A 20773-nucleotide genomic window follows, 5' to 3' on the forward strand; every position below is an offset into this window, starting at 1 on the left:
TAAAAGGTGAGGTAGTTATATATGACTAGAAAGGCAAAAATAATAGCAACTTTGGGAAATAGTACAGAGGGAATATTAGAGGAGATTGTTGCTAGGGGTGCGGACGCTGTATTAATTGATACATATTATGGAAGTACAGAAGAGTCTATCGATAGAATTAATAAAATAAAAGAATTAAGAGATAAATTAGGTAAAAATACTGCGATAATTTATGACTTAGATCATATTTATGCGGAAAGTAAATATAAATTAATTAAAATAGAAGAAGAAAATGTTCATTTTGCTTGTCAAAATGATGTTGATTTTGTTGCTTGTCCATTTGTTAGTAATCTGGATGAAATCCGAAAAGTAAAAGACATATTGCAAGTTCAAGGGAAAAAAGATATTGGATTAATAGTAAAAATTGACTGTAAAGAAGCATATGAAAACATCGATGAAATTATTCAATTTGCGGATTCTATTATGATAAATAGGGATGAACTTGGTATGGAATTACCATATCAAAACTTACCAAGTATTCAAAAAGAAATTATTAGAAAAGCTAACGATGCAACGGTAGAGGTAATATTAACAACTCAAATGTTACACTCTATGATTTATAATCCTAGACCTACACGTGCAGAGGTTTCGGATGTAGCGAATGCAGTTATTGATGGAGTAGATGCAATAATGTTGATAGAAGAAACAGCAACTGGAAGCTATCCAAAAGAAGCATTACAAACTGTCGATAAAATTATTAGTTATGTTGAAACTCAAGATAGAGTATTTGATAGAAATGAAGATGAGTATAAAAACCACAAGATGGATATTGCGCACGCGATCTCGTTGTCGACTAAATATTTGCTTGATTCTATAGATGTAAATAATATTGTAACTTATACAAAATCTGGTAGCACAGCTAAGTTTATCGCAAGGTATAAGCCGAAAGTTCAAATTTTGGCAGTGGTACCTTCAAAACAAAATGCTAGAAAATTAGCTTTAACGCGAGGTGTTACTACATTTATTGAAGAAAGAACACTTCCTATGGAAGAAATGTTAAACTTAGCACCAAAATTTGCTAAGGAATCAGGTTTAGCAAAAGAGGGAGATTATATTTTAATCACAGCAGGACAACCTGATCTTGGAAAAGATAATGTTCCTCCAACAGATTTTGTTAATATAAGACAAGTTTAAAAGTGCACATTTTCATAATATTAAGAGATCGAACTAAGTAAAAGTTCGATTTTTTTTTGTATTCTATGTAGATTATTCTAAATTTTATATTTTAGTAGAAATACTTAGATATTCGTTATAAATTTTATTATGTAAGAAAGGTTTGTTATTGAAGAATTTTTAAAAAAACTATGATATAATCTAATGTGGAATTTAGATATGTAAACATAAATTTTTAGAAAGGAATATTTTTTATGAATAATAATAAATCTTTACTAAGTAAAATTGTAAAGTATGTCTTAATGCTTTTATTTGTAGTTGGTGGAGTATTTGGAATATATTCTTACATGAATAAAAATTCCATTGAACCACAAGTTCGAGTTGAGAAAAAAGTAGAATCTACACAATCTAAGGAAGTACCTAAGAAAAATGATAAATATGTAGTAGATCAAGCTGAGAAAGATTATTTAGCTAATAAGTTTAAAGACTTAAAAGCAACAAATAATGAGGTTATTGGTTATATGTACGTTCCTGGTGATGGTAATGATTCACTTAAAGAACCGATTTTACAAACAACAAATAACTCTAAGTATTTAGAGTATGGAATTGATAATAAACCCGCTCCATTTATCGGTGCAGTTTTTATGGATTTTGAAAACAAACCTGGTTTAGATCAAAGCGATGTGAAATGGGTATTTGGACATGCTCGTGCGGGAATTGAGGAGAAGAAAATAACATTGGATACAAGAGTATTCAATAATATGAACTGGTTTGCTAAAAAAAATTATTTTGACAGTCATAGAGTTGTAGTTATGGAAACTCCGGAAAGAAAATACTATTATGAAGTAACAGGGGTTAAAGTAGTTCACGAAGATACTAATCTGTATCAAATACCAACAACCGCTAATAAAAAAGATGAATTTATAAGTTTATTTAAAAACGGGGCAAGAAACTGGTTAGAGAATACGAAAATATCTGGTGAGGATAATATGACAGTATTTGCTACTTGTCGTTTAGATGATGTATCATTAAGAACATTAGTATTAGCTAGACAGGTTCCTGATAAAGAATTAAAAGAATTCTTAGAGAAAAATAAAGAATTATTAAATAGTTAATAATAAGAGGCACAACGTAAAAATTATACGTTATGTCTCTTTTAGTTTATATTATTTTTTATTTCTTAATACTGTATAACTAACTAATGTAGAAATTAACATAAGTGTAGTAGTTATGAAAAATGGTGTTGTATATTTTTCTAAGTGTAGAGTTTCAGGTATTTTTGTGAGTACTACTGGAGTTAGAATTACACCAATATTACCACCTACTAAAATTACACTTGTCGCAAAGTTTATAAATTTATTTTCTAACTTATTAGAAATATAGAAGAAGTTAAATGACATCGTTCCAACAAAGCTGATTCCTATAAAGATAGCTGCGATATAGAATATAACAATATTGTTTGTTAAAGTAAATAACATACTTCCAATTGTCATGAAACTTAACATAATTGGTAAAGTTAGATTTTTAAATCTCTTAACGAGAATACCGAAGATAACTCCTGAAAGAATACCACTTAAAGCAAGAATTGTTAATAGATTTCTAGCAACATCTGGTTGGTAGTGATATTTTTCTGCTAGTAGAGTAGGGATTTTGATGGTTGCTCCCATGTAAGAAATTCCTACTAAAAATGTTAAAAGAGTTAGGATAATAGTTTCTTTATGGAATTTAATGCTAACTTTTTTATTATTTATATTTTCTGCGTTTGGTACAAATAATAGGAAAATTATAAATATAGGAAGTGCTAGAGCATAAACTAAAAATGTATATTGAATCCCGTAAATTAGTAGGTATCCAGAAATAAATGTAGTTAATGCCTTACCTATATTTAAGAATGCAGTTCTAAGTCCAATCATAGTTCCACGGTGTTCTTCATCAAAGAAGTCACTAATCATGCTGATTGAAAGTGAGTTGAATAACCCTATACCAGCTCCAAGGAAAAGTCTACTAATTAAAACAACTTTAAAGTTTGTTGTAAAAGCTGGTACAATACCAAAGATAAAAATTAGTAATAGTCCAAGAAGAACGGTATTTTTTTTACCAATAAACTTAATAACTCCATTGCTAAGAAGAACAAAGATTGTTATCATCATAGCAGGAATAGTAGCTAAACTCTCAACAGAAGCCAGACCTATATTTTGGTTGCTCTCATGATAAAATTTATATAAGTTCGGAATTACTGGAGAGATAGCAAGATGTGACATTAATAATATTGAAATACTAAGTAATGAAAACTTAGCGAATGAATTTAATTTCATTTTGTTTCTCCTTTTTTATTAGAAAATTAATAGGGATTTCTCAAAAGTCCTAAAATTCAACAAGATTCATATGAGAACTCATAGACGCAGTGGTTTATTGATATCTAAATTCGCTTTATAAAAGCTTTTTAGATATCTAATAAACTGTGTGGGGGTGACTCGATAAAATCGATTTCTCCGAAATCACGATTTTTGAGTCACTCCTAAGTTATTATGAAAATCATACTATACCAGTATAAAAAAAATATTAAATAAGGTCAAGTGAAGAGGGGATAGTATAAGTAAAGTAAGAAAACTACTAATCAATACTTGTTAATAGAAGAATTATAAGATAAAATAGAGATAACAATAATTATGGAAAGGTTTTGAGAAAATGGCAAAAGCAGAAATTAAAAGAATAGTAATGGATATGGTAGATGAAAACTGCTATATAGTATATAAAGATGGGCGTGGAGTTATTGTAGATCCAGGTGAAGGTTTCGATAGAATACAAAAAGCTGTAGATGAATTAAATGTAAAAATTGAAGCGATATTATTAACACATGCTCACTTTGATCACATTATGTCATTAGATGAGTGCAGAAAACACTACGGAGTACCTGTATATATTTCAGGACATGAACGTGACTGGTTACAAAATCCGGATTTTAACGGTTCAACTTTATTCCGTTTAAGAAGACCACCTATGACTGATCCTGCAGAATTTGAATTTGAAGAAAATAAAAAATACGAAATTGCAGGTTTAAGTTTCACTGTATTACCAACACCAGGACATTCTCCAGGAGGAGTATCGTTTGATTTTGGTAAGTTTATTGTTGTAGGAGATGCATTATTTAGAAGTGGTTTTGGTCGTTATGATTTATATGGATCAGATTATGATGCCTTGAAAAATTCACTAGGAAATGTATTATTTAAGCTTGATGGTGCAAAAATAGTATATCCAGGTCATGGAGATGAGACTACGATTGAAAGAGAAAGATCTTTAAATCTTATCGGTTGTTAATAACAGATAGGGGGAGATATTATGAGAAAATATATAGGAAGAATATACGTTGATTATTTTTTCTTTAATATTTGGGCAATATGTTTAACATGTGTTGCGGTAGCTTCTGTGATTTTTAAACTTATCGGTTTTGAAGAAGTGTTCGGTGTAGATATCTATATTATCCTATGGATAATATTAGGGTTAGTATTTTTAAATCATGTAATAGTTGTAATGTTAAGAGATAAGTATGAGTACAATACATTTTTTGAAATTACAGATGAACATTTTAAACTAGCTTCAACATTAATATATACATTCTTTAAGTTTGAGGAAGTAGCACCACTTAGGAATATACTAGATTATACAATAAAGCAAAATATATTATCGAAAAAGTTCAATATTTATAAGGTTAGTATAAACACTGGTTCAGAAAAATTAAGCTTTTATGTTTCTAAAAAAGATGTAGAACAGCTTGAAAATTTGCTATTAACTATCCTAGAAAACAATCTTAATTATAGGAGGTATAAAGATGAAGAATATTAAAAAAAATCGAGTGCACCCTATGGTTATTATGGATTCTGTAATTACTGGATTTAGATTATTTGGTATTTTTATGGTGCTTGCATTAAGAGAGCAGAGTTTGAAATATTATTTACTAGTTTTAGCAGGATTTCTTTTACTAATAGTAATAGGTATATTTGATTATTTCTTAAAAAGTTATGAAGTACGTGATGGGGCTCTAATTTACACAAAAGGAATAATAAATAAAGAAACAAAAAATATAAATCTTGAAAATATCCAGTCAATCGACATGAGTTCTAACATATTGTACCAAGTATTTAATTTGCTTTCGGTGGATATTAATCTTGTTGGAGGTAAAATTAGGATAAAACCTCTGAAGAAGGAAGTCGCATTAAACTTAATTGATATACTAAGAGAATCAAAACAAGATACATCTGAAGATATAGCTTCAGATCAAGAAGAAAAAATACAGGAGTCTCAAAAAGAAATACTGAGATTATCTGTTAAAGATCTTGTATTTTATGGATTACTTAGGGTTAGGTTCTTTGCAGCTTTAGGGCTGATATTAGCATTAAATGGTAAGATTCGAGATGTATTCAAATATCTCTTCGACAATGAAGCTTATTTTGATGAATTTCTTCAAAAAAATGCTAAGTCAGTCGTGGGAAATATAACAGCCATATTTATAATAATTGGGATATTTATGATTTTAGTAGTAATAGCATCAATTATTCATACGGTTGTAAAATATTATAACTTTATCCTTACGACAAAAGATAATAATTTACTATGTAAATATGGATTGTTAAATAAAAAATCATTAGTTATCGATATTGACAGGATTCAAAGTGTAAAATTGATATACCCTTTGCGTTATCGTTTCTTCGGGCTTACGAAATTATCTGTTGAAACCTTGACTAATAACGTATCAGAAGATTTAAGTGAGCAAAAATCTACGATAGATGTCTTACCACTAGTAAAAAATGATTTTGCACAAAATTTTGTAAAAAATAATCTAGGTATTGATTTAGAGTACTATGAAAGTTTAGAAAGTGAAAAAATACAACGAAAAGCTAAAATTGCATTGTATCGTTGGAGCTTATTTAATTGTAGCCCACTACCGATAATAGTGTTTGCAATATTATATTTTGCTAATATTGATTTGAAGCTAGAGTATAAATTTTTGAGTTCGCTTGCTCTATATCTTGTCTTGGTTTCGTATAGTATTTTAGTGAAAAACTATATGTTGAAATACAATGAACTTTCTTATGATAGACATTATTTTAAGAACACATTTATGAGACAATTGACAATAATAACAGAATTTATTAAAGTAAAAAAAGTAGGAACAATTAATAGTAGAACTAACTATTTTATGAGTAAAAGAAATCTTGCTCACATATCAATAAATTCTATTGGAGTAAACTCAGATATTAAGTTGAAATATTATGATAGAGGATACAAAGAAAAATTAGAAAGAGATTTTATAGTTTCGGAGGTAGGTTATGAGTAGAATATTTGAAAAAAAATCGTGTAATTTACCACAGAGGTCTGTACAATATATAAGAATACACTTTGGAATATATGCTCTAGTTCTTTTATCACCAGTTATTGGTAAAAGTGTATATGATTATTTTAAAACTGAAATAAATTATAAATTTCTTGGTTTAGGTATATTGATGATATTAATAATATATTCAATAGTGGCCTTAGTTATTCCACCTTTAGTAATTAGAAATTATTCTTATGAGATAGATGATATGGGAGTGTCGGAAGTTGAAGGAGTATTTTTCAAGAGTAAAAAAACTTTACCATACAACACCATTCAAGATGTTACTGTAAATACGGGACCTATCTTAAATAAGTTTAAATTGGCTAATATACAAGTAACTGGAATATATAGCAAATTATCGATTGATTGTCTGCCTATTGAAGAAGCGGAGAAGTTAAAAGAAAAAATTCTTAGTGAAAGAAGTAAATACAATATTGAATATTAATTTTACTATATCTTTTCATGAGTTTTATTTGACAATTAGCTGATATTAGTTTAGAATATAGTTATAAAGAGTAAGTAAAGCATAAAAGTAAAACACTAGCACCCGTTACAATGCTAGTGTTTTTATTATGATGAACATAATAAGGCTTATCGTTGTATATTAGAGTGCATTTCGTCAAGCCATTTACAAATATAATATGAAACTATATTTGTCATAACGTTGAGCACTATTTGAGTAAGTATTTGCATAAAAGTATATTATCACCTCCTACTATCGCAGGATTTGATTTATTATCAACGACAGGTTAATTATATCATAAAAGAAGACTAACCGAACAATAATTTGAATATCCTTTCTGCGTGCTAAGTGAGAAGCAAGTTTATAAGATGATTTGAACTGATTTTTATAGAAGAATCGGAGAAGTTAAAAGGAAAAATTCTCCAAGAAAGAAGTAAATACAATATTGAATATTAATTTTTTTATTTTATCGTTTGACAAATTAGAAAAAGTATATTAAAATCTAATATGCTGATAAAAGAAATATAAATACTTATCAAGAGTGAGTGAGGGATAAGGCCCGATGAACTCCAGCAACCTAATCAATTGATTAAGGTGCTTTCCTTAGCAAAGTTTACTTTGAACGATGAGGTATACATAAAGACCTTGTCTATGAGATAAGGTCTTTTAATTTTTATTTTAAAGATATTAAGGACTTAGAAAGATTTGTATTAATATCAGACAAAAATATTTTAGGAGAAAAAAATGAGCAAAACATATTTATTTACATCAGAATCAGTTACAGAAGGACACCCAGATAAAATCGCTGACCAAGTGTCAGATGCGATTTTAGATGCGATTTTAGACCAAGACCCATACGGACGTGTTGCTTGTGAAACTTGTGTAAACACAGGGTTAGCAGTACTTGTTGGAGAAGTTTCAACAACAGCAAATGTTGACTTCCAACAAATCGTACGTGATACAATTAATGAAATTGGATATACTGATCCTAACAAAGGATATTCAGGAGATCATATTTCAGTACTTGTTGGTTTAGATAAACAATCTCCAGATATCGCACTTGGAGTTGATAATTCATTAGAAACAAAACAACAAAAAGAAGAGAATGAAGTAGGAGCAGGAGACCAAGGTCTTATGTTTGGATTTGCAACTAACGAAACACCAACATATATGCCACTACCAATTTACTTAAGTCAAAAACTTTCAAAACAATTAGCAGAAATTAGAAAAAATGGAACTCTAACATACTTAGGTCCAGATGGAAAAGTACAAGTGACAATCGAATACGATATGAACCACAAAGTCAATAGAATTGATACTATCGTAGTTTCTACACAACACGATGCAGATGTAACTCAAGAACAAATCCATGCTGATATTAAAAAATACGTAATTGAGCCATGTTTAGATAAAGATTTATTAGATGAAAATACTAAGTACTTCATCAACCCAACAGGAAGATTCGTAATTGGTGGACCAGTTGGTGATGCTGGGCTTACAGGACGTAAAATTATCGTTGATACATACGGTGGATTCTCACGTCACGGTGGTGGAGCATTCAGTGGTAAAGATGCGACTAAAGTAGATAGATCAGGAGCTTATATGGCTAGATATATTGCTAAGAATATCGTTGCTAGTGGAATCTGTGATAAAGCAGAAGTGCAATTAGCTTATGCAATTGGAGTAGCACACCCAGTATCGATTTTTGTAGAAACATTCGGAACATCAAAAGTAGATGAAGGGGACATCGTTAAAACTATTAAAGAAGAATTCCGTTTAACACCAAATGGAATCATCGAAACTTTAGACTTAAGAAAACCAATCTTCAAGAAAACAGCAGCTTACGGTCATTTTGGACGTGAAGATGTAGAATTCACTTGGGAAAGAACTGACAAAGTAGAAGCATTTAAAAAATTATTAAAATAGTATTATTAAAGCGTAGAGTAGGGTGAACCTAATTTACGCTTTTTAATTATCTAAAGTTAGATTCTTATGCATTGTGAAAGTATTTTAATTGCAAAAAAATCTTTTATGTAGTTTAATATAAATAAGGACAAAAAGTGAAGAAAATATGAACAAATTATGGAGGTAGCTATGAACCTGTATGAGCAAATAGGTGAAGAAAAGATTGATCAATTAGTAATGTATATGTACGATGATATTATTCCTAATGATGATCGAATTAATCTATTATTTAATGAAGGATTTGAAAAAATTAAAATTGAACAAAAGAAATTTTTTAGATTATTTTTAGGTGAACCAGGTCATTCGATCTTTGCTACACCAGATTTAAGAAAAAAGCATATGAAATTACCTATTTCAATAAAAGAAGCAAAGTATTGGTTAGAAGATTTCGAATTAGCTTTGGATAGATTAGAGATAAATCCTGCTATAAAAAAATTCTTTAGTCAAAAGATTAATTCGCTTACTATGCAAATGATAAATACAATTTAAAATTGAAACACCTCTCTACCGAAATTAATAATATCAGTAGAGAGGTTATTATTTATGCGACAACTTCGTCTTCATCCGATCTAGAGAATATTTCTCTAAGTGTCTCAGGAGAAGCAGTAGAAACAAATCTAATTGAAGATTTTATATTGTAAAGGAATGCTTCATCCTTGTGTATTCTGTTTGCAGTTAATGCTCCTTGAATGCTAGTGAATAACCATTCACTTACGGGATTGCAAACATCTTCTGGTAAATTTCTATCGAAAAGTCCATCAGCAAGAAGTAAGCGCCAATTTTCTAATATATCACTACATTTTTCAGCGATAATTGGAGAAAGTTCAGCAGTTTCCATAGCAAGTAGTGTTAATGAAAAACCACTTCGTTTACATGCTTTACCTTTTGAAATAAAAAGATCAAAAACATTTGTTAAATACACCTCTAAAGTCCCTAATTTCGGAGAAATTGTTTTAAATTCTTTTTTAACATTACTGTTAATTTTATCCAAAGCTTCTAGGTAAATTTCATCTTTACCTTTTGGAAAATAATAATATACGCTTCCTTTAGGGGCCTTAGCTTTTTTAATGATATCCTGAACACTTGTCAGAGAATAGCCCTTAGTTCAAACGTTTTGGACAGTTGTTAAAATAATATTTTCTTTTACTTTATTATTTAACGTCATGTCATTCACTCCCTTGCTTTATTATTATAATTATATTATACAATTTTATGTTACTAAAATCAATAATATATGATAAAAATTTTCTGTTACACTTGGATATACAAATACTGCATTAGTAATAATAGTAACGTCTTACTATGTAATTCAAGTACGATGAATTATCTTAGGGAGGGACTAAAATAATACAATAATTATTGAAAAATAAAACTTTGATTATGTAAAGTGAAATTTGTTTCAAATTTTGAGTTGATTCCTTTGCAATATTTGTATTTAATCGACTTTTATAGTAAAATATAACATGATATTCAATAAGGAGACTGGTATGTTAAAAAAGAAAATGTTTCAACTTTGTGTTGAATTAACAAATGGTAATATGAGCTCACAGGCTCTAAAAAAATTAACTAAGTCTAATTTAAGTAGATTAATGATACAACCTTTCGCTAAGGTTTATGATATTAATACTGATGAAATTTTAGATGAAATTGATGATTTTAAAAATTTAAATGAATTTTTTATCAGAAAGCTACGACCTGATGCTCGACCAATTGATCAAGAAGAGGATTCTTTAGTGAGTCCTACTGATGGAGTTATTTCAGAAGTGGGAACTATAAGTGAAGATAGTACATTTATTGTGAAAAATCAAGTGTATAATGTTCAAACATTAGTCGGTGATAGTGAGCTAGCAGATAAATATAAAGATGGTACATATATTATAATATATCTAAGTCCAAAGAATTATCACCGTATTCACTTCCCTATGAATAGTCAGGTAAAGGATGCATATAGTTTAGGTAAATATTCATATCCAGTTAATAATCTTGGTCTAGAGTTAGGAGATAATATACTAAGTTATAACTATAGACAAGTGTATAGACTTAATGGAAAAATAAATTATACATTAATCCCTGTCGGAGCTCAAAATGTTAATTCTATTATTCCGACGTATGAGAGTATTTATGTAAAAAAGGGAGAAGAGTTAGGGTACTTTGAGTTTGGTTCAACAGTAGTATTACTGTTTGAAAAAGATAATGTAATCTTAGAGGAAAACTTAGAGAATAAAGAAATCAAGATGGGGGAGAAAATAGCTACTATCTTATAATAGGCTATTGATAGAGGAAAAATGGTACTAAAAAGATATTTTTCACCAGATGATTTTATAGAAAAGTATGAGTTTATTGATGTTGAGTATATGAATATGCACAACAAGAAAGTTATTATTTCTGATTTAGATAATACTTTAATATCATGGGATAGTAAAAAAGATACAAAAGAATTGAACAAATGGCTAAAGAAAATGAAAAAAGCTGGTTTCGATATTATTGTTGTGTCTAATAATACAGAAGAACGTGTTGAGGAGTTCTGTAAAAAATTAAATCTACAATATGTAGCTGGAGCAAAAAAACCTTTGACAATTGGATTTAAAAGAGCTTTACAAAAATTAAATAGAAAACCTGAAGAAGCAATTATCCTAGGAGATCAAGTATTAACTGATGTACTAGGCGCAAAAAGTTTCGGAGTTATGAGTGTATTAGTAAAACCTATATCTAAAACTGATGCATTCAAAACTAGAATTAATAGATTTTTCGAAGGGTTAATAATCCAAAATTTAACAAGAAGAAAAAAATTCCCTAAAATGAAAAAAGTAGGGTATAGATTAAAACATAAGAAAGAAAATGGAGGTCATATTGAGTAATAAAGTTTATTGTATAGGTTGTGGTGTTGAGATTCAAAGTGAAGATCAGAACAAACAAGGTTATTTACCAAAGAGTGTAGTAGAGAAAAGTATCGATGGCAATCTTGTATGTAAAAGATGTTTTAGATTAAAAAACTATAATGAAGTATCTGATGTACAACTTGGAGCTGAAGATTTCTATCAACTTATCAAAACACTATCAAAAAAAGATGCATTAATTGTAAAAGTAGTAGATATCTTTGACTTTTCTGGAAGTTGGATTGAAGATGTAGTTGATATTGTAGGAAATAATAAGGATATTGTACTTGTAGCTAACAAGTTAGATTTATTACCTAAATCTGTTAAACAAAATAAAGTAAAACAATGGCTATTTAAGATGCTGAAAGCTAAAGGCATTAAAGTAAAAGATATTCTTTTAATTAGTGCGATAAAAAATCAGGGTGTTGAAGAAGCAGCAAGTCGTATAGATGAATTACGAAATGGTAAAGATGTTTATATAGTAGGGGCAACAAATGTTGGTAAATCTACATTTATTAACAAACTTATCGAACTTACAACTGGGGATAAGAATGTCATTACAACTTCTCACTTCCCGGGGACAACGCTAGGTATGATAGAGATACCTTTAGATCGTGCTACTAGTATTTATGATACACCAGGTATTATTCTGGATTATGATATAGCTCATTATCTTGATGCGCAAAGTTTAAAATTAGTAATGCCTAAAAAAGAGATTAAGGCTCGCGTATTCCAGTTAAATGCTGAGCAAAGTTTATTCTTCGGTGGTATGGCTCGAATGGATTTTGTAGAAGGTGAGCGTCAAAGTTTCACATTATATGCATCTAATTTAGTAGAAATCCATCGTACAAAATTAAGTAATGCAGATCAACTGTTTGAAAAGCACTTAGGAACATTATTAAAACCGCCGTTTGAAGATAATATTTCTATCTTCAACAATCAAGTTAAGAAAAGTTTCACTATTGACAGTAGAAAGATGGATATTGTGATTTCTGGATTAGGATGGATTACTGTTAATAGTGATAGTGGATGCAAGATTGATATTCATGTACCAGAAGAAATCGAAGTATTTGTACGTGAATCGATAATATAGTAAAAGAAAAGAGGATAAGATGTTAAAAGGAAAACAAAAAAGACAATTAAGAGCATTAGCTCATCATTTATCACCAATTTTCCAAGTAGGGAAATCAGGTGTAAATAGTGATATGATTCAAGGAATTAGAGATGCGTTAGAAAAACGTGAATTATTAAAAGTAAGTATTTTACAAAACTGTGAAGAAGATAAAGATGAGGTTGCTCAAATTCTATCTGAACGTACTTCATCTGAATTAGTTCAAGTAATTGGACACACTATTGTATTATACAAACAAAGCTCTAAGGAAAAGTATAGAAAAATAGAGTTGGTGAAATAAGATGTCAATTGCGCTTTATGGTGGTAGTTTTGATCCGATTCATATAGGTCATCTAATTACTGCCGAAACAGCACTAGATACTTATGATTTAGAGAAAGTTATTTTTATTCCTTCGTATATTACACCGTTAAAAGGTAGAGAACTTGAAGCTAGTGATAAAAATAGATTTGAGATGACGAAACTAAGTACTAAAGGCAACTTAAAGTTTGAAGTAAGTGACTATGAAATATCAAATGAGGGTGTAAGTTATAGTTATAATACTGTTAAATATTTTAGTGAATTGTATAAAAATGAAAAAATCTATTTTATTATTGGAACAGATAGAGCCAAAGATTTAAAAAAATGGTATAATATAGGAGAACTAGCAAAACTTGTAACTTTTATTTTTGTTGCTCGTGATGAAGAGGATTTATATAAAGTAGCAGAAGGGGATGTTTTTTATAAATCTATTAATTACGAGATAATGAAATCACCAGTAATTGAGATAAGTTCTAGTTTAATTAGGAAAAATTTAAAAAATAAGAAAAGTATTAAGTATATGATTACAGATGAATGTAGGTCATATATAGAGGAGTTGGGTTTATATGGAATATCAAGAAATTCAAAATAGAGTGAAAGAAATATTACCAGAAAAAAGATACGAGCACACATTAAGAGTTGTGGAAGTAGCGAAACATCTTGCGAAAATTCATGGAGCAAACGTAGAAAAAGTAGCATTAGCGGCATTAGTGCATGATGTTTGTAAACCAATGGATGAAGTATTAATGAAAAAATACGTAATCTTACATAATTTAGATGTTAATTTATTAGACTATCCAGTAGAGGTTCTTCACGGACCTGTAGCAAGTGCTTTTATTGAGGAAGAATTTGGTGTAGCAGATGAAGAAGTTAAACTTGCGGTTGCTAACCACACATTCGGTAGAAAGCACATGACATTATTAGAAAAAATAATCTTCATAGCTGACTATACTGATCCACAAAGAAAACACCCACATTTAGCAGAGGTTACAGAAGTATCTCAGTATGACTTAGATGAAGCGGTAAGACTTGCAGCTAAGTATACGTTAGTTTATTTAATTGATAATGACGAAAGAATTTATCCATCATTATTAGATTGTTATAACTATTATAATATTAAAAACTATCGTGTCGGATTTAAAGAAAAAAATAAAGATAAAATTTTAACTGATGAAAAAACAATAACGATTAGAAATAAGAGTGAGGCTCATTTCAAAAAAGGTGATTTATTAGAAGCTACGACTTATGAAGATCCTGATACAGTGTTCGCTACATTAGAAGTTGATTTAGTTAAACCTGTAACAAGAGATACTTTAACAGAACGTTATGCTAAATATTATGGTGTTACTCTAGATGAATTAATCGATAAACTAGCTAAAAGATACCCAGAAGATGATGTACTTTATGTGGTAATGTTCCATATTATAAAAAAATAAAATAAAGAAAGAGGATGAAAATGGAAGTAGAAAACTTATTAAAGGTTGTTGTAGATGCATGTGATGATAAACACGGTTATGATATCGTTGCGTATGATTTAACTCAAGCAGGAGTATTATATGACTATTCTGTAATTTGTCACGCACCTACAAATAGACAAGTAGAGGCAATTGCTCAAGAAGTAAGAGAACAAGTATTAGAAAATGGTGGAGAAATTCACAGTACAGAAGGTCTAAGAGAAGCTAAATGGATTCTTATGGACTTAGGTGATGTAGTAGTAAATATCATGACTCGTGATGATAGAGAATACTATGAATTAGATGCACTATTTGAGAAATATCCTATAAAAGGTGTATAATATGTACGAAAATTTAAGTATTGTTTATGATAAACTAATGGATGTCGACTACGATGCTTATAAAAATATTATTAGTCAAGAATTAGAAGATAGAGAAAATCTTCTAGTTCTTGATTTAGGTTGTGGTAGTGGTGCAATGCTACCAACTCTAAAAAAATATGGTGAAGTATTCGCAGTAGATAACAGTGAACAAATGTTAGTGATAGCTAGTGAAAAAGTTCCTGGTTGTAATTATTTTGTGATGGATTTATTAGAAATCTCATCGTTAAATATGGAATTTGATTTTGTATTAAGTGCATTTGATGTATTTAATTATCTGTCAGATTTTGAAGAGTTTAAACTAGGATTAAAAGAAGTATACTCATCTTTAAAAAAAGGTGGAAAATTTGTATTTGATATCCACACTCCCAAAAAAGTTATAGATATGTTAGAAAAACAAGTTTTCGGTTATGAAGATGATGAAATAAGCTATTTATGGTTTACATATGAAACAGAAAATTCTCTAGAAGTGGAAAGTGAACTGTCGTTCTTTATTAAAGAAAACAATGGTTTATATAAAAAACTAGAACAGTTTCATTCGCAAAGAACTTATGAAATAGAAAGTGTCCTTGCTGAAATTCAAAATATTGGATTTAAAGTTAAAAATTATTTTTGTGACTTTGATAAAAATAATAAAAAATATGCTGAATCAGATAGAATAATTTTTATTTTGGAGAAGTAGTATGGCAGTTGATTTTAAAAAAACTCTTAAACATTTATATGTCCCTAAGACTAAACCAAGTATTGTTAATATAGAGAATGCTAATTATATTGCAGTTAGGGGGAGTGGAGATCCGAATGATGACAATAGCGAGTATAAGGGGTTGACCCAAAAGTCTTAAAATTTGACAAAGTTCATATGAGAACTCATAGACGCAGTGGTTTATTGATATCTAATTTCGCTTTAGAAAAGCTTTTTAGATATCTAATAAACTGTGCGGGGATGACTCGACAAAATCGATTTCTACGAAATCACGATTTTTGAGTCACTCCCATCCTGTAGCTTATGCTATAAAGATGAGTAAAAAAGGAGAATATAAAATTCCTAATTACTTTGATTTTGTTGTTCCGCCGTTAGAAGGGTTTTGGTGGCAAGAAGGAATAGAAGGTGTTGATTATAGTAATAAACAAAATTTTAAGTTCATTTTGTTAATACGTATGCCAGATTTTGTTACAAAAGAAGTATTTGAGTGGGCTATCAAGCAAGTAACTGAAAAGAAAAAAGAAGATTTCTCAAAGGTTGAATTTTTTAGCTATTGTGAAGGAACATGTGTCCAATGTATGCATATTGGTCCTTATGATAAAGAGCCAGAAACTGTCGCTAAGATGCATGAATATATTATTTCTGAAGGCTATGAATTGGACATTAATAAGATGAGATTTCACCATGAAATTTATATTTCTGATGTGAGAAAAACTGCACCTGAGAAGCTTAAAACAGTTATTAGACATCCAATTAGGAAAAAATCTTAAACTTGATTCTAGTCTTGCTAGAATCAAGTTTTTTATGAATTGACATTATATGATTAAAATAGTATTATAGTTACAGATGTAACTGATAAAAAAGGATGATAATAAATGGAAATTAATATTTCGGAAGCGGAATGGGAAGTAATGCGAGTAGTTTGGAGTAATAGAGAAACTACAAGTAAGTTTGTAATTGATACTCTAGGCGAAGAAAAGTCTTGGACACCTTCTACTATTAAAACCCTACTATCAAGGTTAGTAGAAAAAGGATTTTTAGAAACTAGAAAACAAGGGAATAAATTTTTATATTCAGCAAAATGTGTTGAAGATGAATGTTTAGATATATTAACACAAAATTTTTTAGAGAGAATTTGTGAAAGAAGAACTCACGTTATTGTTAAGAACATAATTGAAACTGATAATTTAAGTAAAAGTAACATTGATGAAATTATTGAATTGCTGAAAGAAAAAAGAAAAACAGCCCCAGAGGTAATTACGTGTAAGTGCCTAAAAGGGCAATGTAGCTGTGCAGCGAAACACGGATAAGAGAGGGATTATTGTATGGAAAATAGCAAACAAAAAATACTAATAACGGGAGCTTCTAGTGGTCTAGGTCGTGAGTTAGCGCACCAATATGCACAAAAAGGGAATGTGGAGTTAATATTGGTAGCTCGTCGAAAAGAAGCCCTTGAAAAGGTGGCTAAAAAATGTGAAGCTTTTGAAAATGTCAAGACTAGAGTATATAGTGTGGATATTGGTTCACAAGAACAGGTAGAGCACTTACTTTCATCTGTAAAAGATATAGATATACTTATCAATGGTGCAGGCTATGGGATTATGAAGGATTTTAGTGAATTTAGCGATCATGATGTTGTGAATATGTTTGATACGAATGTTATAGGAACTATTCAATTAACTACTGAAATAGCTAAAAGAATGAGAGAAAAAAAATCTGGAACTATCGTAACTATAGCTTCTCTAGCAGGAAAAATAGCTACACCAAAGAGTTCTGTCTATTCAGCAACTAAATTTGCTCTAATTGGATATTTTAATTCTTTACGTTTAGAACTAAAAAAAGATAATGTCCATGTTATGACTGTAAATCCTGGACCTGTGGCTACAAATTTCTTTAATATTGCTGATGAAGACAAGAGTTATCAAAAAGCAATGGGTGGTAAAACATTAACGCCTAAACTAGTTGTCAGTAAGATAATAAAAGGTATTGAACAGAAAAAACGTGAAGTTAATTTACCATTCAAGCTAGTTTTAGCTGTTAAAATTAGCCAGTTATTTCCAAGATTAAGTGACAGAATGCTTTTAAGAATGTTTAAATAAATATAATAAATCGAGATTGGATTATATCTAATTTCGGTTTTTCTTTATTTTCAAAATAATATTAATAAACACAAACTCCAAAATAGTACGTTTTTAAACCGTTATCATAGAAAAATATTTAAATTTCAGTTGAAAAACACGTATTATTGTGATATTATGTAAATATTAAATTACAAATAAGAAAGTGAGAAAAAAAGTTATTATGAAGAAAAAAAATTATACATTAGCGTCGGCTACAATCGTAGGATTAGCAATAGCAACTTCAGGAGGAGCTGCATTCGCGGATGAGTCAACACCAGCTCCAGCAAATTCACCAGTAGCTGCACCATCATCAGAGCCATCTGAGGTTTCAGCAGCTCCAAAAACAGGAGATGCAAAACCAGCAGATAAACCAACTGATACTACAGAACCATCTACAGCATCAGTGCCAAAAACAACTGAAAAAGATTTAGTATTAGTTCACACTAATGATGTTCACGGACGTATCGTAGAGGAAAAAGGTCGTGATAAAAATACATCAGTTGTTGGTGATGCTAAATTAGCAACAGTAATTGAAAATGAACGTGCTAAAAAAGATCAAACAACAGTAGTTGTAGATGCAGGGGATGCATTCCAAGGATTACCTATCTCTAACTCAACAAAAGGAGAAGCACGTGCTGAAATTTTAAATAAAATGAATTACGATGCTATGGCTGTAGGAAACCACGAATTTGACTTTGGGTTAGATGAAGCTAAAAAGTATAAACAAATTTTAAAATTTCCTCTATTAAGCTCAAATACTTATGTTAATGGCGCACGTTTATTTGAAGCTTCTACAATCATTGATAAAGATAAAAGTGTTAAAGGTGATGAGGTTGTTGTTATTGGGGTAACAACACCAGAAACTGCTACAAAAACACACCCTAAAAATGTTCAAGGTGTAACATTCAAAGATCCTATCCCAGAGGTACTAAATGTAGTTAAAGAAATCCAAGCAAAAGCAAAAGCTACTGGTGATGACTATAAAACATATGTTGTTCTAGCTCACCTTGGAGTGGATACAACAACACCTAATGAATGGAGAGGATCTACTCTTGCTGACGAACTATCTAAAAGTCCTTTATTAAAAGGGAAACGTGTAGTAGTAATCGATGGTCACTCTCACACAGTAGAATCAAAAACATATGGAGATAACGTTACTTATAACCAAACAGGAAGTTATTTAAATAACATTGGTAAAGTTACATTAAAACCAAATAGTTTATTAGGAACTCCGAGTCTAATTAAAGCATCAGAAACTACTAATGTAACGCCTAACGCAGAAGTGAAAAAATTAGTAGATCAAATTAAAGCGAAATACGACGCAGAAAATGCTGTTGTTGTAGTGAAAAATAGCCCTGTCGAGTTAAGTGGTACTCGTGAAAATGTTCGTGTACGCGAAACAAACTTAGGAAATGTAGTAGCTGACTCACTTTATGAATATGGACAAACTGGATTCAAAAATAAAGCAGATATCGCAGTAACAAACGGTGGTGGTTTACGTGAAACTATCGCTAAAGACAAACCTATCACAAGAGGTAGTGTAATTGCTGTTCTTCCATTCGGTAATACAATTTCTCAAATTAGTGTTACAGGTAAAGACGTATTAGCTATGTTTGAAAAATCTCTAGGATCTATTTTACAAGTTGATAAAGCTGGTAAAACTGTCTTAGATGAAAATGGACAACCATTATTAGAACCAAGTGGTGGTTTCCTACATGTATCAGGAGCTAAAGTATACTACGATACAAACTTACCATCAGGAAAACGTGTATTACGTGTAGAAGTTAAGAACCATGATACAGGTGCATATGATAAATTAGATTTAAATAAAACATACTACCTAACTACAAATGACTTCTTAGCAGCAGGTGGAGATGGATATACAATGTTAGGTGGAGCTCGTGAAGAAGGACCATCTATGGATGAAGCATTCAAAAATTATTTAGAAAAAACTGATTTAACTAAATATGCAGTAGTAAATCCAAACTCACGTACAATTTCTGTAGATTCAAAAACATATAAATTTGAAACTGAGAAACCTGAAACACCAAGAAATGAAGTACCAAAAGGTGAAACTGCTCAAGATGCGCCAGTCTTATCTAAAGAAGAATTAGTAGTAACACGTCATATTGATGCTTCAGGAAATGAACTTGCGCCAGTAGAATTAGGAGATAAAGAACCGAAAGTTCTTAAAGGATATAATACAGTTTCAACATCTAAAAAAGATGGAATTACAACCCACGTATATGGTGTGGAAAAAGTTGGAGTTAAATCAGAAGAGAAAGCAAGTGTTGCAAATAATGAGAGAAAATTACCTAACACAGGTATGAACTCATCTAGTACAACTGCTCTAGGATTAAGTTTAATCGCTCTAGTAGGTCTTGCTGTTAGACGTAAACTTTCTAAATAATTAAGCTAATTAATGTATAAAAAATTTAAAAGTAAATATAAATGTCAAATTATAAAAAAACATTGACAAGGGTTTCTTATCTTGATATACTTAAATCACAACAAAAAATTACACTTTGAAAAGAAGAGTAGTAGTTGATATTTGTTTAGAGAGTCTCGGTAGGTGAAATGAGATCAAATTTGATACTATGAAGATGGTCTTTTCGTGTTAGTAGTTGAATAGTTAAACTACTACGGGATAGCCCGATACAGCTAGGAGTATTAAAATAGTATTTTAGTACTTTTTGAGATAGTATTTGTGAAAATACTATAAATCAAGGTGGTAACACGTCTATAGATACGTCCTTGTGGAAGTTAATAGCTTCTACAAGGGCTTTTTTCTTTGTGTAATGTTATTGTTTCCTTTTAAGAAATGATAAAGAGGGAGTGACTCAAAAATCGTGATTT

23 protein-coding genes, 1 pseudogene, 1 riboswitch and 1 other annotated feature are annotated in these 20773 nt (G+C 30.1%); of the genes and pseudogenes, 21 read left to right on the plus strand and 3 right to left on the minus strand.

Annotated features, from left to right (window positions below; all coding sequences use genetic code 11):
• Positions 1–21: 21 nt before the first annotated feature.
• Both HMPREF3186_RS05170 and srtB read left to right on the plus strand, forming a co-directional pair.
• Positions 22–1173, plus strand: a complete 1152-nt coding sequence (locus HMPREF3186_RS05170) for a pyruvate kinase (RefSeq protein ID WP_060914232.1) — start codon at positions 22–24, stop codon at positions 1171–1173.
• A gap of 233 nt (positions 1174–1406) precedes the next feature.
• Positions 1407–2267: a class B sortase, LPKTxAVK-specific gene (gene srtB / locus HMPREF3186_RS05175; protein ID WP_060914233.1), complete on the plus strand. Its 861-nt coding sequence runs from the start codon at positions 1407–1409 to the stop codon at positions 2265–2267.
• Positions 2268–2318: 51 nt separating this feature from the next.
• Here the strand turns inward: srtB and HMPREF3186_RS05180 are convergent, their stop codons facing one another.
• Positions 2319–3467 carry an MFS transporter gene (locus HMPREF3186_RS05180; protein WP_060914234.1) on the minus strand — a complete coding sequence of 383 codons (1149 nt, stop codon included), beginning with the start codon at positions 3465–3467 and terminating at the stop codon, positions 2319–2321.
• Positions 3468–3840: 373 nt separating this feature from the next.
• Here HMPREF3186_RS05180 and HMPREF3186_RS05185 point away from each other — a divergent pair, with 373 nt between their 5' ends.
• The 6 genes from HMPREF3186_RS05185 (at position 3841) to HMPREF3186_RS05210 (ending at position 9443) form a co-directional block, all read left to right on the plus strand.
• Positions 3841–4470 carry an MBL fold metallo-hydrolase gene (locus tag HMPREF3186_RS05185; protein WP_060914235.1) on the plus strand — a complete coding sequence of 210 codons (630 nt, stop codon included), beginning with the start codon at positions 3841–3843 and terminating at the stop codon, positions 4468–4470.
• 21 nt (positions 4471–4491) lie between these two features.
• On the plus strand, positions 4492–4995 hold the full coding sequence (locus HMPREF3186_RS05190; RefSeq protein WP_060914236.1) for a YdbT family protein: 504 nt from the start codon (positions 4492–4494) through the stop codon (positions 4993–4995).
• On the plus strand, positions 4982–6487 hold the full coding sequence (locus HMPREF3186_RS05195; RefSeq protein ID WP_060914237.1) for a PH domain-containing protein: 1506 nt from the start codon (positions 4982–4984) through the stop codon (positions 6485–6487). The genes HMPREF3186_RS05190 and HMPREF3186_RS05195 overlap by 14 nt, the downstream gene beginning before the upstream one ends.
• A complete protein-coding gene (locus tag HMPREF3186_RS05200) occupies positions 6480–6971 on the plus strand; it encodes a PH domain-containing protein (protein ID WP_060914238.1) in 492 nt (163 codons plus the stop codon). Before HMPREF3186_RS05195 ends, HMPREF3186_RS05200 begins: the two co-directional genes overlap by 8 nt.
• A 547-nt stretch (positions 6972–7518) precedes the next feature.
• Positions 7519–7621, plus strand: a riboswitch (SAM riboswitch).
• 112 nt (positions 7622–7733) lie between these two features.
• On the plus strand, positions 7734–8915 hold the full coding sequence (gene metK, locus HMPREF3186_RS05205; protein WP_060914239.1) for a methionine adenosyltransferase: 1182 nt from the start codon (positions 7734–7736) through the stop codon (positions 8913–8915).
• Positions 8916–9083: 168 nt separating this feature from the next.
• Positions 9084–9443 (plus strand): truncated hemoglobin, encoded by a 360-nt coding sequence (locus HMPREF3186_RS05210; protein ID WP_060914240.1) that lies wholly within the window; start codon positions 9084–9086, stop codon positions 9441–9443.
• Between the two features lie 52 nt (positions 9444–9495).
• Here the strand turns inward: HMPREF3186_RS05210 and HMPREF3186_RS05215 are convergent, their stop codons facing one another.
• The gene (locus HMPREF3186_RS05215; RefSeq protein WP_231724167.1) at positions 9496–9945 is read right to left on the minus strand and encodes an LmrA/YxaF family transcription factor; all 450 of its coding nucleotides are present in this window, start codon (positions 9943–9945) and stop codon (positions 9496–9498) included.
• A 12-nt stretch (positions 9946–9957) separates the two neighbouring features.
• Positions 9958–10044, minus strand: a pseudogene (locus tag HMPREF3186_RS09625) (TetR family transcriptional regulator); the annotation flags it as partial.
• 397 nt (positions 10045–10441) lie between these two features.
• On the opposite strand from HMPREF3186_RS09625, the gene HMPREF3186_RS05220 reads away from it, so the two are divergent.
• The 13 genes from HMPREF3186_RS05220 to nt5e all read left to right on the plus strand — a co-directional run bounded on the left by HMPREF3186_RS05220 (position 10442) and on the right by nt5e (position 20327).
• The gene (locus HMPREF3186_RS05220) at positions 10442–11218 is read left to right on the plus strand and encodes a phosphatidylserine decarboxylase (RefSeq protein ID WP_060914241.1); all 777 of its coding nucleotides are present in this window, start codon (positions 10442–10444) and stop codon (positions 11216–11218) included.
• 21 nt (positions 11219–11239) lie between these two features.
• Positions 11240–11812 carry a YqeG family HAD IIIA-type phosphatase gene (locus tag HMPREF3186_RS05225; protein WP_060914242.1) on the plus strand — a complete coding sequence of 191 codons (573 nt, stop codon included), beginning with the start codon at positions 11240–11242 and terminating at the stop codon, positions 11810–11812.
• Positions 11805–12923 carry a ribosome biogenesis GTPase YqeH gene (gene yqeH / locus HMPREF3186_RS05230; protein WP_060914243.1) on the plus strand — a complete coding sequence of 373 codons (1119 nt, stop codon included), beginning with the start codon at positions 11805–11807 and terminating at the stop codon, positions 12921–12923. Before HMPREF3186_RS05225 ends, yqeH begins: the two co-directional genes overlap by 8 nt.
• A 19-nt stretch (positions 12924–12942) precedes the next feature.
• Positions 12943–13242, plus strand: a complete 300-nt coding sequence (gene yhbY, locus HMPREF3186_RS05235) for a ribosome assembly RNA-binding protein YhbY (RefSeq protein ID WP_004264083.1) — start codon at positions 12943–12945, stop codon at positions 13240–13242.
• Position 13243: 1 nt separating this feature from the next.
• The gene (nadD, locus tag HMPREF3186_RS05240) at positions 13244–13852 is read left to right on the plus strand and encodes a nicotinate (nicotinamide) nucleotide adenylyltransferase (RefSeq protein WP_060914244.1); all 609 of its coding nucleotides are present in this window, start codon (positions 13244–13246) and stop codon (positions 13850–13852) included.
• Positions 13827–14696, plus strand: a complete 870-nt coding sequence (yqeK, locus tag HMPREF3186_RS05245) for a bis(5'-nucleosyl)-tetraphosphatase (symmetrical) YqeK (protein ID WP_060914245.1) — start codon at positions 13827–13829, stop codon at positions 14694–14696. The genes nadD and yqeK overlap by 26 nt, the downstream gene beginning before the upstream one ends.
• Before the next feature lie 20 nt (positions 14697–14716).
• Entirely contained in the window at positions 14717–15055 is a 339-nt protein-coding gene (gene rsfS / locus HMPREF3186_RS05250) for a ribosome silencing factor (RefSeq protein ID WP_004264102.1), read from the plus strand.
• A gap of 1 nt (position 15056) precedes the next feature.
• Positions 15057–15776, plus strand: coding sequence for a class I SAM-dependent DNA methyltransferase (locus HMPREF3186_RS05255; protein WP_060914246.1), 720 nt, complete (start codon positions 15057–15059; stop codon positions 15774–15776).
• 1 nt (position 15777) lies between these two features.
• Positions 15778–15936, plus strand: coding sequence for a hypothetical protein (locus HMPREF3186_RS09020; RefSeq protein ID WP_197415024.1), 159 nt, complete (start codon positions 15778–15780; stop codon positions 15934–15936).
• Between the two features lie 139 nt (positions 15937–16075).
• The gene (locus HMPREF3186_RS05260; protein WP_231724168.1) at positions 16076–16567 is read left to right on the plus strand and encodes a GyrI-like domain-containing protein; all 492 of its coding nucleotides are present in this window, start codon (positions 16076–16078) and stop codon (positions 16565–16567) included.
• 105 nt (positions 16568–16672) lie between these two features.
• The gene (locus HMPREF3186_RS05265) at positions 16673–17107 is read left to right on the plus strand and encodes a CopY/TcrY family copper transport repressor (protein WP_060914247.1); all 435 of its coding nucleotides are present in this window, start codon (positions 16673–16675) and stop codon (positions 17105–17107) included.
• A gap of 15 nt (positions 17108–17122) precedes the next feature.
• On the plus strand, positions 17123–17896 hold the full coding sequence (locus tag HMPREF3186_RS05270; protein WP_060914248.1) for an SDR family NAD(P)-dependent oxidoreductase: 774 nt from the start codon (positions 17123–17125) through the stop codon (positions 17894–17896).
• A 202-nt stretch (positions 17897–18098) separates the two neighbouring features.
• Positions 18099–20327, plus strand: coding sequence for a cell surface ecto-5'-nucleotidase Nt5e (gene nt5e, locus HMPREF3186_RS05275; protein ID WP_060914249.1), 2229 nt, complete (start codon positions 18099–18101; stop codon positions 20325–20327).
• Positions 20328–20433: 106 nt separating this feature from the next.
• Positions 20434–20676: a binding site (T-box leader), on the plus strand.
• Positions 20677–20773: the final 97 nt, after the last annotated feature.

It is taken from the genome of Gemella haemolysans (assembly GCF_001553035.1).
GTDB classification, from domain to species: Bacteria; Bacillota; Bacilli; order Staphylococcales; family Gemellaceae; genus Gemella; species Gemella haemolysans_B.